We start from the raw sequence: 14,226 nt of genomic DNA, 5'->3' as shown, positions 1-14,226 counted from the left end.
AGATTTAGTTTGGTCACTAAATATTACGTGCCATGCCTTTTTTATTCATAGGATCTCTACCACACAACTTGGGTTATTTTATTAATTATAAATGAATACTGTATAACAGGATTACTTCCCTACTAGACTCCCAAATCCGGTGGATTAACAGAAAAGAATATCCGAATATACTATGATAGTTACAAAAATCACATAGAATATCATTACCCCAGTTACCAACCCCTCCCCCCCCAAAAACTAACCCGCCACAAAACAAGGCAATACCGTATATTTGCACCCAGAAGCCCTGCTTCCTGACAGCAGGCAACTGACCTGTAAGGAACTGAGCGAAACACCTGACCTGATTTGAAGCTACTCTACGACATTGGCCTGCGTGCCTACCAGAAAGCCATTGCCCTGGCTGCCCCCTTCCACGTGAAGGCGAGGCGGATGCAGCAAGGGCGTGCGCAGCAGTTTGAGCGGCTACAGCAGGCAATGCAGGGCAACCAGTCGCCGGTGGTGTGGTTTCATTGCGCCTCGCTGGGCGAGTTTGAGCAGGGCCGCCCGGTGATAGAGGCGTTCCGCGAAGCCTTTCCGAGGTACAAAATCCTGCTCTCCTTTTTCTCGCCATCAGGGTATGAGGTGCGCAAAAACTACAGCGGCGCAGACTATATTTTATACCTCCCCTTCGACAGCGAAGCCAACGCGGCGCAGTTTATACAGCTGGTGCAGCCCAAACTGGCGGTGTTTGTCAAATACGAGTTCTGGCATTACTATCTGCAAGAGCTACAGCAACAGCAGATTCCGGTGCTTTCTGTTTCGGCCATCTTCCAGAAAGAGCAGGTGTTTTTTAAGCCCTACGGCCAGTTTTACCGCAACATCCTGCACCGCTTCACGCATATTTATACCCAGAATAACCAGTCGCTGGAGCTGCTGCGGCGCATCCATGTAACGCAGGCCAGCATAGCCGGCGACACGCGCTTCGACCGGGTGCTGCAAACGGCGGCTTCCGTTAAGATTCTGCCGCTGGTGGAGGCTTTTGTGCAGCAGCAGCAGGTGTTTGTGGTGGGCAGCAGTTGGCCCGCCGACATCGAGGCCCTGAACCCGCTCATTCGGAAATACCATTCCGGCCTGAAGTTCATCATCGCGCCGCACGAGCTACATGAGGCTGGCATCCAGGCCATCCTGCAGGTGGCAGCGGGGAAGGCGATCCGCTTCTCGGAGGCTACCGCCGCCACCGTGGGCGATTACAGCGTGCTGGTAATCGACAACGTGGGTATGCTTGCGTCGCTCTACAGTTACGGCACGTATGCCTACATTGGCGGGGCGTTCGGCAAAGGCCTGCACAACACGCTGGAGGCGGCAGTCTTCGGGTTGCCGCTCTTCTTTGGGCCCCGCTACGACAGGTTTCAGGAGGCGAAGGATTTGGTGGAGCTGGGGTGCGCCTTCCCGGTGAAAAACGCGGCTGGGCTGCTGAAGGCCTTCGAGAAAGTCCATACCCTGCCCGGCGTGCGGCAACGCATCACAGAGAACGAAAAACAATACGTTAAACAGCAGGCAGGTGCAACCGTTAAGATAATGGAAGATATTCAGCGCTTGCTTAATAAGAAGGCATGAAAGGAGTTGTAGTAAAGTCAACGGGCTCGTGGTATGTGGTGCGCGATGCGGAGCACACGCTGCACCGGGCACGCCTGCGCGGCAAGTTTAAGCTGAAGGGTATGAAAGTGAGCAACCCGCTAGCCGTGGGCGACCATGTGGAGTTTGACATAGAAGACACGGGCGAGGACACGGTGGTTATCCATAAGATAGCGGACCGCGAAAACTACATCATCCGGCAGTCCACGCACAAGTCGGCGCACGCGCACATTATTGCCGCCAACCTCGACCAGGCCCTGCTGATCGTGACGCTCGTCTCGCCCCGCACCTCCTTCGGCTTCATCGACCGCTTCCTTGTAACGGCCGAAGCCTACGACATTTCCACCACACTCGTCTTCAACAAAACCGATTTATACGACGCGGACGTGCAGGAGTACCAGCGCCAGATCAGCCACATGTATGCCAGGATCGGGTATAACAGCGTTGCTGTATCGGCGATGGCAGAAGAGGGTATGGATGCGCTGCTGGCCTTGCTGCAGGGCAAAACCACGCTGCTCTCGGGCCACTCGGGCGTAGGCAAGTCCACGCTGATCAATTTGCTGGTGCCCGACCTGCAGCTAAAGACCTCTGGCATCTCTGACTTTTCCGACAAGGGCGTGCACACCACCACTTTCGCCGAAATGTTCGAGGTAAGCCCCGGCACCTACATCATCGACACCCCCGGCATCAAAGAGCTGGGCATTGTGGACATTCCGGCCGCCGAACTGGGCCACTATTTCCCGGAGATGCGGGAGCGCCTGAACCAGTGCCGCTTCAACAACTGCACGCACTTCAACGAGCCAGGCTGCGCCATTGTGGAGGCCGTGCGCCAAAACGACATTTCCCTCTCCCGCTACGAAAGCTACCTGAGCATGCTACACGGCGGCGACAACCGCAAGTAAGCCCCTCGGGCAGTCGCTCAATAAAAAAGCAGCCTGTATACTTTCCCACTCCTATCCTTTTTTCAAGGAGGGATGCCGCAGGCGGGATGGTTAATTTAATCAGAAAGGAATCCCCCGAAACAAGGCCTCAATAATCCGCCAGAATCCTTACCTTTGTTAGATTTTCCGGGGCTGTGGCATCATTCGGCAGTGCGGGTCGTTAGCCTGCAGTGTCCCACTGATGTGGCTGGATGCGCTACAGAGCGTATGGCTGCCTCACTTTATTTTTTCAAAGCAGAGTTTCAATTAATGGCAAAACGCGGATTCGGGCGAAGTGCAGCGCAGGACAACGAAGGCAAAAAAAAGATCAGCAAAGAGAGCTTCCGCCGGGGGCTGCAGATTTTCAGCTACGTGCTACCCTATAAGTTCAAGTTCATCATCGGCCTTGCCTTTTTAGTGTTTTCAAGCCTGACGTTCATGGCGTTCCCATACCTGGTCGGCAAGCTGGTGGATTCCTCTATCGGAAACGCCGAGGGCCTGCTCCAGGACATCAACCTGATTGCCATGGGCCTGTTCGCGATCATCATCCTGCAGGGCATTTTCTCCTTCTTCCGGGTATACTTTTTTGCGCAGGTAAGCGAGAACGCCGTGGCCGACATCCGCCGCGACCTCTACAGCAAGTTTGTGATGCTGCCGATATCGTTTTACGAGAAAAGGCGTGTGGGCGAGATCACGAGCCGCATCACCACCGATGTGGCCCAGGTGCAGGATGCCATGTCGATCACACTGGCCGAGCTTTTCAGGCAGGTAACCACGCTGCTGGTGGGCATCGGCATCATCATGTGGGTCTCCATCAAGCTGTCGCTGTTTATGCTGGCCACCTTCCCGGTGCTGGTGGCGCTGGCATTGGTGTTTGGCCGCAAGATCAAGAGCCTCTCCAAGAAAACCCAGGACGAGCTGGCCAACACCAACGTGATTGTGGAAGAGACGCTGCAGGCGATCAACACGGTAAAAGCCTTCACCAACGAGATGTTTGAGATTGCCCGGTATAAATCCACCTTAGCCAAGGCTGTAAGCACTGCCCTGAAGGGTGCCTATTACCGGGGGGCCTTCATCACGTTCATCATCATCGGCCTGTTTGGCGGCATTATCCTCGTGATCTGGTATGGCGCCACGCTGGTGGCCAACGGCGAGATTGCCCCCGGCGACCTGATCTCGTTTGTGCTGTACACCGTGTTCATCGGGGCCTCCGTGGGTGGCCTGGGTGAGATTTACGGCAAGGTGCAGTCGGCGCTGGGCTCTACGGAGCGCATCCTGGAGATACTGCAGGAGCAGGAGGAGCCAACCGACAAGGGTATGAAGGCGCTGAGCGAGATCCCGAAGCTGCACGGCGACATCGTCTATAACCAGGTGGCCTTCTCCTACCCTACCCGCACCGATTTACAGGTGCTCCGCGATATCAGCTTTACGGTGCGCGCCGGCGAGAAAGTGGCCCTCGTGGGGCCGAGCGGGGCCGGAAAATCCACTATTGTGCAGCTGTTGATGCGTTACTATGACGTGTCCGGGGGGGGTATAACCGTGGATGGAAAAGATATCCGCGACCTGAACCTGACCACGCTGCGCGGCAACATCGGCATCGTGCCGCAGGAAGTGCTGCTGTTTGGCGGCTCCATCCGCGAGAACATCGCCTATGGCCGGCCGGAGGCCACGGAGGCCGAGATCGTTGAGGCCGCCCGCCAGGCCAACGCCTACGATTTCATCTCTTCGTTCCCCGAAGGGTTTGAGACGCTGGTGGGCGAGCGCGGCATCAAGCTTTCGGGCGGTCAGCGCCAGCGCATCGCCATTGCCCGCGCCATCCTCAAAAACCCGGTAATCCTGATCCTGGACGAAGCGACAAGCGCCCTCGACTCGGAGTCGGAGCAACTGGTGCAGCAGGCCATGGACGCGCTGATGAAAAACCGCACCACTATCGTGATCGCGCACCGCCTGGCCACCATCCGGAAAGTAGACAAGATTCTGGTGATAGACGGCGGCGGGATTGTGGAAGAAGGCTCGCATGATCTTTTGTCGGTGAACCCCGAGGGCATCTACGCCAACCTTCTGAAACTCCAGTTCGAGCTCAGCTAACTCAAGTTATATATAAATATGGAAAAATCCTGTTGGTAGCACACCGGCAGGATTTTTCTTTTTACATTTACCTGTAGCTGCACGGTGCAGCGCTCAACAAACCCATACCCCACAGCAGCGCCCCTGCGTTGCCATGCCGCCATGCCACAGCCACCGCGCCCGACGGGCCTGTTTCTCTTCTGCTTATCCCTGCTACTGCTGCCGCTCCGGCTTCAGGCACAGGAGTTCACGCAGAATTTCAGGGCCCTCAACGCCTTCTACATCGAGGCGGGCGGCAACAGCGACACCTATGCCGTCAACTATGACCGTGTGGTCTATCAGCAGAAAAAATTCAAGGCGGCGATCAGGGCGGGTATCGGCACGAATCTGTTCTTCCTGTCCGGAGAGCCCGCGGTATACCCTGTCGTGCCGGTAGAGGCGATGGCATTGCTGGGGAACAGGCGCAAGCACTTTGAAGGTGGCCTGGGCTATACCCACCGTTTCACCGACGACCCGGAGTTGCTCCAGCACATGTATTTTGCCAGACTCGGGTTCCGGTACCAGGTGCCGCGCGGCGGCCTGCTGGTGCGCGTGGCCGTTACGCCGTTCATCTCCCCCAACCCCGACTCCCGTATACCGGGCACCGGGGTGGTGCCGCGGCTTGGCTTTAGCGTGGGCCGCAGTTTTTAAAAGGGGCCAGTAGCGCTTTCCGTGCCCCGCAATTCGCTAAATCCTTATTAAATCTGTAATATTACACGATCAAAGCATTACTATACTTAACTAACGCATTATCATGAAAAAATCAATTATTGGCTTTTGCCTTTCTGCCGCTCTTATGTTCGGCGCAGGTGCCACACAGGCCCAGGGCATTAAAATGCCCGCCCCGAGCCCATCCCAGAAGGTAGAGCAGGTAGTAGGCCTCTCCACGGTATCCCTTGACTATTCCCGCCCGGCGGTGAAGGGCCGCGAGGTGTTTGGCGGTATCGTGCCTTATGGCAAAATGTGGCGCACGGGTGCCAACGCATCCACTAAAATCAAATTCTCTGAGGATGTGACCATCGAGGGAAACAAGATCCCGGCTGGCGAGTACGCGCTGTATACCATCCCCGGAAAAGACGAGTGGACGGTCATCATCCACAAAAACACCAAGCATTGGGGCGATGGCGGCACCGACTACAAGCAGACCGAAGACCAGGCCCGCTTTACGGTGAAGCCACAGCAGAACCCGCGCAAAGTGGAGTCTTTCACGATCAACTTCACAAACGTGAAGGCCGACGCGTCTGACGTGGAGATCCTGTGGGACAACGTGATCGTGCCTTTCACCGTGAAGACGGACGTGGACAGCAAGGTGATGGCCCAGATCCAGAAAGAGGCGATCGATAACGCCAACGCTGACCCGAACGTGTATGCCGCAGCCGCCAGCTACTATCTGGAGACCAACCGCGACCTGAAGCAGGCCCAGAACTGGATGAAGAAAGCCAACGCGAAAGACCCTAAATACTGGAACATGCACACGCAGGCCAAGATCGAGGCGAAGATGAAGGACTACAAAGCCGCCATCAAAACAGCGGAGCAGTCGATGGAGCTGGCCAAGAAGGCCAACAACGCAGACTATGTGGCCATGAACGAGAAGGCGATCGCCGACTGGAAGAAGATGAAATAAAGCCAACGCAGCTTTTAGCGTATAAAAAGCGTCCGGGAACCTGTTTCCCGGACGCTTTTTTAACTTTGCAGGAAATAGAAAAGCAGATACCGTGCAAGAGGAGAAACAACATTCGGAAGAACACCTGGGCCCTGCCCGGGAGTACTGGTGGAACGAGGACTACCTCGAGCTGTTGGCGCAGCGTTTATACATAGAATACTGCCAGACGCTGGTGGACATTGGCTGCGGCAAAGGCATGATGGGCTTCAAGTTCTCGAAGTACATGCCCGCCGGCGCGAAGGTATATGGCGTGGACTATGAGCAGGGGTATATAGAAGAGGCGCGGCAGCGGGCGCAGAGCCAGTTTCAGCACAACAAAATCGACTATGAGTTTAAGGTAGGCAACGCCACCGAGATCCCGCTGCCCGACAACACCGCCGACGTGACGCTTTGCCAGACCCTGCTGATCCACGTGAAAAACCCGCAGAAGGTGATCGAGGAGATGATCCGGGTAACGAAGCCGGGCGGTTGGGTGCTGGCCCTGGAGCCCAACAACCTGGTGCCCAACCTGATGTTCGACCGGTATGGCGAAACCGACTACAACGTGGAGGGGATGCTGGATGTGCTGGAGGTGAAACTGCGCATCGAGAAAGGCAAAAAGCAGCTGGGCGAGGGCTTCAACTCGCTGGGCGACGTGATCCCGGACCTCTTCCTGAAGGCCGGGCTGCAGGACATCAAGGTATGGATCTCGGACAAGGCACTTTCCATCATCCCGCCCTACGACACCCAGGAGAAAATGCTGCGCGTGGAGCAGATGCTGCAGTGGATAGACTCGGATGCCATGGGGTATGATTACCAGGATAACCTGAACTACTTTATGGCCGGTGGCGGGCAGAAAGAGAAGTTCGACGCGTATTGGCAGACACTGCTATTCAACAAAGTGACGCTGAAGCAGAAGCTGCTGAACGAGGAATACGTGTCGGCGGGAGGCAGTCTGGTCTACATCATCGCGGCCCAAAAGCCGCGGTAGCGTTTAAGACACAGGACATGCTGATTATCCGAAGCAATTGAAACAACCTACAGATAAAGACATGAGCCAGCGAAAATCTCTGTTATATGGTATTATGGCCGTTAAATGCCCCCGTTGCCGCGAAGGCGACATGTTCCCGAAAGGCACGTTATACAGCACCAAGTTTGCAGACATGCATCCCCATTGCCCCTGTTGCGGACAGACGTTTGAGCCGGAGCCGGGCTATTATTACGGGGCGATGTACGTGAGCTTCGCCTTTAACGTGGCCATTTTTCTGATTGCCCTGTTTGTGCTATACCAGTTCGTGGATGAAGTCACCATGGCGATGATGATGGGTGTGGTGGCAGTGGTGGTTGTCGGCTTGCTGCCTGTCATTTTCAGGCTGTCCAGAGTGCTTTGGATCAACATCTTCATACGCTACGAAGGGCCCTGCAACCAAATCCCCAAGAAAGCGCACCGCTAACGAAGGGCGGGCTACGCTGTCCCCTCTTGCTCCCCTGGTTTCCCGAACAGGGCCTGCAGGATAAACCCGAACAAGATCACGCAGACGCAACCGATCACGTTGAACCAAAGGAAAGCGATATCGCTGAAATAGTAGCAGTAAAGCACCACCAGCTCGGCCAGCACCGCGGCCACAAACACGGCGTTGCCCCGGATGTAGCGGAAGTAGAAGGCCACCAGAAAAATGCCCAGAATGGTGCCGTAGAAGATGGAGCCGATGATGTTGACAGCCTCAATCAGGTTGTCGAGTAGCGAGGCGAACATGGCAAAAGTGATCGCAATGGCACCCCAGCCCACCGTAAACAGCTTCGAGGCCATTACATAGTGCCGCCCCGAGCCCTCCTGTCTCACAGAGCGCTTGTAAATGTCTACCACGGTGGTGGACGCCAGCGCGTTTAGCTCAGAGGCCGACGACGACATGGCCGCAGAGAAGATAACGGCCAGCAAAAGCCCCACCAAACCGGTGGGCAGGTACTTCATCACAAAGGAGATGAAAACATAGTCGGTGTCTTTCAGCTCGGCTTTCGGGGTTGCCTGTTTGATGACTTGCTTGGCCTCGTCGCGCACGGATCTGGCGTTGGCGGTCAGGGCATCCACCTGTTGCTGGGCTGTGGCAATGGCCCCTTCGTCCTCTGTCCGAAGCGCTGTCACGAGTCCCTGCACCGCCTCCTGCTTCTCCGCAAACACCCCTGCGTATTGGGTTTCCAGAGCGCGCAGGTTATCGGCATAGGGCGTGGCGTATACCCTGGCTTTGGCCGCCTCGTTAAAGAAAACCGGCGGCTGGTTAAACTGGTAAAAAACGAACACCATCACCCCGATAAACAGAATCAGGAACTGCATCGGAATCTTGAGCAGGCCATTGAAGATCAGTCCCAACCGGCTCTCTGCCACCGACTTGCCGCCGATGTAGCGGGCCACCTGGCTTTGGTCGGTGCCGAAGTAGGAGAGCGCCAGAAAGAGGCCGCCCGTTATACCCGACCAGAAGTTGTAGCGGTCGTCCCAGTCGAAGGAAAAGTCCACCACGTTCATCTTGCCCATCTTGCCGGCCACGGCCACGGCATCGCCAAAGCTGACGCGCTCGGGCAGGTACTGCACCACCATATAGCCCGCCACCAGCATGCCGCCCATCATCACGGCCATCTGCTGTTTCTGCGTCACGCTCACCGCCCTGGTGCCGCCCGAAACGGTATAAATCACCACCAGCACCCCGATGATCAGGATCGTCACGTTCAGGCTCCAGCCCAGCATGGTCGAGAGGATGATGGCGGGCGCGTAGATGGTGATGCCTGCCGCCAGGCCGCGCTGCACTAGAAAAAGCAGCGCCGCCAGCGAGCGGGTTTTCAGGTCGAAGCGGCTCTCCAGAAACTCGTAGGCCGTAAACACGTTCAGCCGGTAAAAAATGGGTATAACCGTGATCGAGATGATGACCATGGCGATGGGGAGCCCGAAGTAGAACTGCACAAAGCGCATCCCGTCTTCGTAGGCCTGCCCTGGCGTGGACAGGAACGTGATGGCGCTGGCCTGCGTGGCCATCACCGAGAGGCCGATAGACCACCACTTCATGCTGTTGTCGCCTTTCAGGTACGCCTCAATGTCGCGGCTGCCGCGCGTTTTCCATACCCCATAGCTCACGATAAACCCTAGCGTGCCGAGCAGCACCACCCAGTCCAGTGCCTTCATGCGTAGATTTTGGTGAGGGTATAAAACAGCAGAATCAGGAAAACCAGGTTGCCGAGCACCAGCCAGTACATGCCAGACCAATGCTTAAAGAACGGGGGCTTTTCTAGCGGTTTCTCTCTCTCGTGCGGATTTATATCTGGCATCAGTGGTTTATTTTTTTGGGTATCGCCGATGCAACGGAGGCTGGCGGTATCGTTATCTTTTCTTTATTTCTGACTGGCTCCGTTGGTGGTGGAGGACGCGCCGCCCGGTCTGTTCTGCCCCAGCGATATCAGGTTGGCGAACAGGCGGTAGGCGCCCGGCACGCCCGCCGGGAGCTCCCTAAACCAAGAGTAGCCGGTATAAATGTAATTTCCCTTGCCATACGGCGCGATCAGCAGGCCTCCGTCGCGGGCCGGCTCGCCGGGGTCGTTCGAAGAGAGAATCGCCTGATACTCTTTGCCCCACTCGCTCGGGAAGTAGAGCCCCCGCTCCTGCACCCATCCCTCAAAATCCTTTTGCGTGATCTTGTTGGGGAAGTTGAGCACCGGATGGTTGGGCTGCAATATTCGCACATCGGCATCCTCCACGGCCACGCGGTCGCGGGAGAGTTGGAGGGGGTATGGGGCGATGTTCGGGATAACGAGATTGTGGTTGGTGTTGTACTGCACGATCAGGTTTCCGCCGTTCTGCACATACGCCAGCAGGGCGGGCTGGTAGAACTTCAGGCGGTCGACGGTGTTGTAGGCCCTCACGCCCAGTATGATGGCATCGTACTGCTTAAGGCTGGCCGGGCGCATATCCTCCTCGTGCAGCAGCGTCACTTTGTAGCCAATCTGCTGCAGGCTGGCCGGAATCTCATCCCCGGCCCCCATCACGTAGCCGATGTTCTGCCCTTTCTTCTGCAGGTCAAGCTTCACGATCTTGGCGGTGGCGTCCGGAAAAGTGACCTGCGCCGGAATATGGCTGTAACTGATCTCGCGGAGCCCCTGGGTATACCTGTTGCCGCCTACGGTGGCCACTGCCTGTAGCGTGGCTTCCTGCTGGCCCTCGGGAGGGTATACCGTAAAGGCCACCTGCTGCTCTGCGCCCTTGCTTTCCAGGTTCACGGGCACGGCGGCGGGATCTGCGCGCCACCCTTTCGGCAGCTGCAGCGCCACGCTTCCGGCTATACCGTCGCGCCCCGACTTCACCAATACCCGCACCTGCTTGGGCTCATGGTTGGCGAACATATACACGCTCTCCGTCATGTTCACAAACACGGGCGGCGTTACTACAAAGGGCCTGTATACCTCTCCCTCTACCGGGTCTGTGCGCTTGTGCACGATGGGCACCTTAATTTCCAGGGGCTGCCCCGCCACCTGCAGCATGAATGTGGCCTGCGCGGCGGGAGCGTTTTCGGGCATCCCTACCTCCTGCTGGCTTTCCACGGCATACATCCCCAGCGAGCCCGGCTTGCGCAGCCAATAAGGTTGGGTATAGGGCGTACGCACCGGGAGGGTGGCTTTCGCGCTATAGGTAAAGCCCTCGTTGTTACTGAGCTTCTGGTTCAGGGTAGTATCTGCTGTGGCAAAACTGTAGCGGATGCGCTCCAGCGAAACAGGCACCGCGGAACGGTTGATGGCTTCAACGTGAAGCAAGACAGGCTCGCCGGGAGTGGCGGCCCAGTCGGTTGCGGATACCTCCAGGTACAGGCCCATGGCCTCCTGCAGCACCTGCTGCAACTCCTCCTGCTTCACGCGTTTCCAGTAGCCCTCGGGCAATTTGTCCAGTTCTTTTCTGGCGGCCAGCAGTGTGGGCACCACGGCGGCCGGCGCGGCCGGGTTGTACGTATCCACTGCCTTTTGGATAAGTTTGGCCACTTTTTCGCCGCCTTTTACGCGGCTCCAGCTGGTATTTATATCTTCGAAGGGGCTCTGGGTTGCGCTGGTGCCTTTGGTGTGCTGCAGGTACTCAATGGCGGTGCCGCGCGTGCCCGACGAGCCGAAACCCTGGCTCTTGTGCATGCTGCGGCTCTCGGCGGCAATCTCACCGTACGACTTGCCCAGCAGCGGGTTATACCCCCCCACGTCCACCTTCAGCATTTCCTTCACATATTTGTCGAACTCGGCCTGGCTGCCAAAAGACCATACCCCGGTGTTCCACAGCAGGCGTTTGGGTTGCCAAACGGCTACCTCTTCGAGCTGCTCCGGGAAGCGTTTTGGGTCGGCGGCGGCGTCAAAAGCCTCTGCCGCCAGGATGGCGGAGCCGCTGTGGTGGCCGTGGCCGGCGCGGGCATCCGGCGGAAAGCGCGTGATCATCACGTCTGGCCTGAACTTCCGGATCACATACACCATGTCGGCCAGCACCTGTTCCTTATCCCAGATGGTGAAGGTCTCTTCCGGGTTCTTGGAGTAGCCGAAGTCGTTGGCGCGGGTGAAGAACTGATGCCCGCCGTCGGTGCGGCGCGCCTGCAGCAGCTCCTGCGTCCGGATGAGGCCCAGCCCCTCGCGTATCTCCGGCCCGATCAGGTTCTGACCTCCGTCGCCACGGGTAACGGCCAGGTAACCGGTATTGTAAAGGGCCTCGTTGCTGTAGTAGGCAATCAGGCGCGTGTTCTCGTCGTCGGGGTGCGCGGCCACGTACAGCACCGACCCCAGCACGTTTAGCTTTTTGATGTCCTGCAGCACTTTTGCAGCCGATGGCTTGGCAGGCGCCTGCGCCCAGGCAAAGGGTGCCGCCAGCAGGAAGGCCAGCAGCAGCGGCAGGCAGGCGCGGAGAGAAGAATGGTTTTGCATGGAGTTTCGCGTGATGAACATTAATCCTGGGGCATGTATAACTTCACTCCCAAAGGAGGAATTTCATACATGCCCTTTGGGCCATCCCAAAAGCACGGCCCGTTCTGTAAAGCTATTAAATTAACCGGACCTACGGAAAATCAATTCCCGCCACCCACCCAGAAAGACAGTACAAGGTGCCATACAACAATTTTTGCCATACGGGGCAAATCGCCCGGCGGCTTCTGGCTTTATTGCGTATAGCCGCATGGCCGGATAATAGACTGGAATAAATAACGTTTCTTATAAAAAATTTAAATTTCGGTTGCTTTTATATTAGGAATACTATATGTTTGCTAAAAGTTTGTTGGTCAGCATTTTTATATCCTGGTAGTTGCATGTCACTATCTCCCTTTTAAACAATACAAAAATTATAAGGCGTGCTGGCTGCATGTTGCGAACGCAAGACAAAGCTTTTGTTCCTTCGCCGTAAGCCTTTGAAACACAGTTGCGATTTATGCCAAAAAACAAAGAAACCCGGATAGAAGACTTTGCCTTCGACTTCCTTCGCTCCCATTATACCACCCACATGGGAGCCAGAAAAATCCTGACTGGTCAGGCTGAACGCACAAAACAAGGGCATTTGGTAGATGGGCTTTTCTCTTTCGAGAACCCGGACAAAAGCCTTTTTATTGCCTCGCTCAGCACCAGAAATTCTGCTGATATCGCTACGCTACTAAACAGCTACAAAAGCGATGGACTTGGCAAGCTTCGCTTCGGCACGGCGGCTTTCCTGCTGGTGAGTTCTCTCTGGGTGGGCATTCAGGCCATTAACCTGTCCGTTTTTTACGCCTTGCCACTGGCTTTGGTCATTGCCTTCGCTGGACTTGTGCTGCACAGTTTCCTGCTAAAGATCCGGCTACAGAAAAAAATAGAGGTTTTGCTTGATGACCTGAAAAATGCCCCCGCCGACGAGCAGTGGCTGGGTATATCCGTCAGTAGCCTGACTTTCCGCAGAAACGAACTGGCCCAGCATCTGCTGCACGTTTGCCAGCGCCGCCGCATTGGGGTGATAACAGTAGGTAAGCGCGCAAAAGTGGTGCTGCTGCAAGAGCCACAAACGCAGAACTGCCGCCGCGGCGATTTCCTGTCGCACTACGAGTCGGAGGTGCGTATCCGGAAAGCGTTGCTCGGTGATTCATACCTGCGCGTGGCCTGATAGTGCCCTTCACATACCATATCGAATCCCTCTTGCTGCCGACAGTGTGCAGCAAGAGGGATTTTTGTTTGGCAGCCGATTACACCGAGGCAGGCATCAAAGAGCCCCGCCCGTTCTGCATGAAACCACCTCCCAAAATTTTCAGGAAAAACCGGAAAAGTTTTACCCAAAATTAAAATCTTCGTATAAGTGTCAGTTTGAGGCAGACACCGTAGCCGTAAAAGGCCGTATGCCGTATGCTAAAAAGGATACCGCCTCTGCCGAAAAGCACTGGGTATGGACGCAGGTAATGGCATAGCACGCGTCTCTAACCATTTCGCTGGCCTCTTTGCTGCCTCGAAGGCGCCTAGCTGGATCCTTTGTTGGAGCAAATCCAAATGTAACGCAATCACACACACACTTTTACTACTGACCCTTAACAGACCTATTTGTGAGAAGAAAACACTTCATCCTTCTTTACTTCCCTTTCCTCTGCCTCTTTCTCTTCAGCGGATGCAGCCAGGAGCCCAAGCGCATCCCCGACACACTGCCTGAGGTGCACGGTTATATCGGCAGCATCAAACGCTCTGCCACCAAAAACAGCACGGCAAAGGCCGTGATTATGGTCAAGGCCATAGAAGGCCTCACAGGCGATTACCCGGACGCAAGCATCCGGATTGATGAGGACACGAAGATTGAGGACATGAACGGGAAGCCCCTGAAACCCGAGCAGTTGCGCGAGGGGCATGAGATTAAGGCGTGGCTGGACGGCAATAAGCTTGAGTCGATGCCGGTGCAGGGCTATGCCAAGGCCATACGCGTGGAACACGAACTTTAAG

General features: G+C 56.1%; 12 protein-coding genes. 9 read left to right on the top strand and 3 right to left on the bottom strand.

Annotated features, from left to right (window positions below):
• Positions 1 to 345: 345 nt before the first annotated feature.
• The 7 genes from MKJ04_RS20640 to MKJ04_RS20610 all read left to right on the top strand — a co-directional run bounded on the left by MKJ04_RS20640 (position 346) and on the right by MKJ04_RS20610 (position 7,736).
• The gene (locus MKJ04_RS20640; RefSeq protein WP_241643791.1) at positions 346 to 1,596 is read left to right on the top strand and encodes a 3-deoxy-D-manno-octulosonic acid transferase; all 1,251 of its coding nucleotides are present in this window, start codon (positions 346 to 348) and stop codon (positions 1,594 to 1,596) included.
• The gene (gene rsgA, locus MKJ04_RS20635; protein ID WP_241643789.1) at positions 1,593 to 2,516 is read left to right on the top strand and encodes a ribosome small subunit-dependent GTPase A; all 924 of its coding nucleotides are present in this window, start codon (positions 1,593 to 1,595) and stop codon (positions 2,514 to 2,516) included. Before MKJ04_RS20640 ends, rsgA begins: the two co-directional genes overlap by 4 nt.
• A gap of 288 nt (positions 2,517 to 2,804) precedes the next feature.
• On the top strand, positions 2,805 to 4,622 hold the full coding sequence (locus tag MKJ04_RS20630) for an ABC transporter ATP-binding protein (protein WP_241643787.1): 1,818 nt from the start codon (positions 2,805 to 2,807) through the stop codon (positions 4,620 to 4,622).
• 84 nt (positions 4,623 to 4,706) lie between these two features.
• Positions 4,707 to 5,291 carry a hypothetical protein gene (locus MKJ04_RS20625; RefSeq protein ID WP_241643785.1) on the top strand — a complete coding sequence of 195 codons (585 nt, stop codon included), beginning with the start codon at positions 4,707 to 4,709 and terminating at the stop codon, positions 5,289 to 5,291.
• A gap of 103 nt (positions 5,292 to 5,394) precedes the next feature.
• The gene (locus tag MKJ04_RS20620) at positions 5,395 to 6,264 is read left to right on the top strand and encodes a DUF2911 domain-containing protein (protein WP_241643784.1); all 870 of its coding nucleotides are present in this window, start codon (positions 5,395 to 5,397) and stop codon (positions 6,262 to 6,264) included.
• Between the two features lie 91 nt (positions 6,265 to 6,355).
• Positions 6,356 to 7,273 carry a class I SAM-dependent methyltransferase gene (locus tag MKJ04_RS20615; RefSeq protein WP_241643782.1) on the top strand — a complete coding sequence of 306 codons (918 nt, stop codon included), beginning with the start codon at positions 6,356 to 6,358 and terminating at the stop codon, positions 7,271 to 7,273.
• A gap of 61 nt (positions 7,274 to 7,334) precedes the next feature.
• Entirely contained in the window at positions 7,335 to 7,736 is a 402-nt protein-coding gene (locus MKJ04_RS20610) for a DUF983 domain-containing protein (RefSeq protein ID WP_241643780.1), read from the top strand.
• An 11-nt stretch (positions 7,737 to 7,747) separates the two neighbouring features.
• On the opposite strand, the gene MKJ04_RS20605 is transcribed toward MKJ04_RS20610, so the two are convergent.
• From MKJ04_RS20605 to MKJ04_RS20595, 3 genes are all read right to left on the bottom strand, one after another.
• On the bottom strand, positions 7,748 to 9,454 hold the full coding sequence (locus MKJ04_RS20605; RefSeq protein WP_241643778.1) for a sodium:solute symporter: 1,707 nt from the start codon (positions 9,452 to 9,454) through the stop codon (positions 7,748 to 7,750).
• Positions 9,451 to 9,597 carry a hypothetical protein gene (locus tag MKJ04_RS20600; RefSeq protein WP_241643776.1) on the bottom strand — a complete coding sequence of 49 codons (147 nt, stop codon included), beginning with the start codon at positions 9,595 to 9,597 and terminating at the stop codon, positions 9,451 to 9,453. Before MKJ04_RS20600 ends, MKJ04_RS20605 begins: the two co-directional genes overlap by 4 nt.
• A gap of 63 nt (positions 9,598 to 9,660) precedes the next feature.
• A complete protein-coding gene (locus tag MKJ04_RS20595; RefSeq protein WP_241643775.1) occupies positions 9,661 to 12,210 on the bottom strand; it encodes a PIG-L family deacetylase in 2,550 nt (849 codons plus the stop codon).
• A 496-nt stretch (positions 12,211 to 12,706) separates the two neighbouring features.
• Between MKJ04_RS20595 and MKJ04_RS20590 the strand changes: the two genes are divergently transcribed.
• The gene (locus MKJ04_RS20590; protein ID WP_241643774.1) at positions 12,707 to 13,408 is read left to right on the top strand and encodes a hypothetical protein; all 702 of its coding nucleotides are present in this window, start codon (positions 12,707 to 12,709) and stop codon (positions 13,406 to 13,408) included.
• Positions 13,409 to 13,838: 430 nt separating this feature from the next.
• Positions 13,839 to 14,225: a YobA family protein gene (locus tag MKJ04_RS20585; protein WP_241643773.1), complete on the top strand. Its 387-nt coding sequence runs from the start codon at positions 13,839 to 13,841 to the stop codon at positions 14,223 to 14,225.
• Position 14,226 lies beyond the last annotated feature (1 nt).

The sequence above is a fragment of the Pontibacter sp. E15-1 genome (assembly GCF_022601975.1).
Taxonomy (GTDB): Bacteria; Bacteroidota; Bacteroidia; order Cytophagales; family Hymenobacteraceae; genus Pontibacter.
The sequence above is the reverse complement of the archived record's forward strand: the minus strand, read 5'-3'. Positions and strand labels throughout refer to the sequence as shown.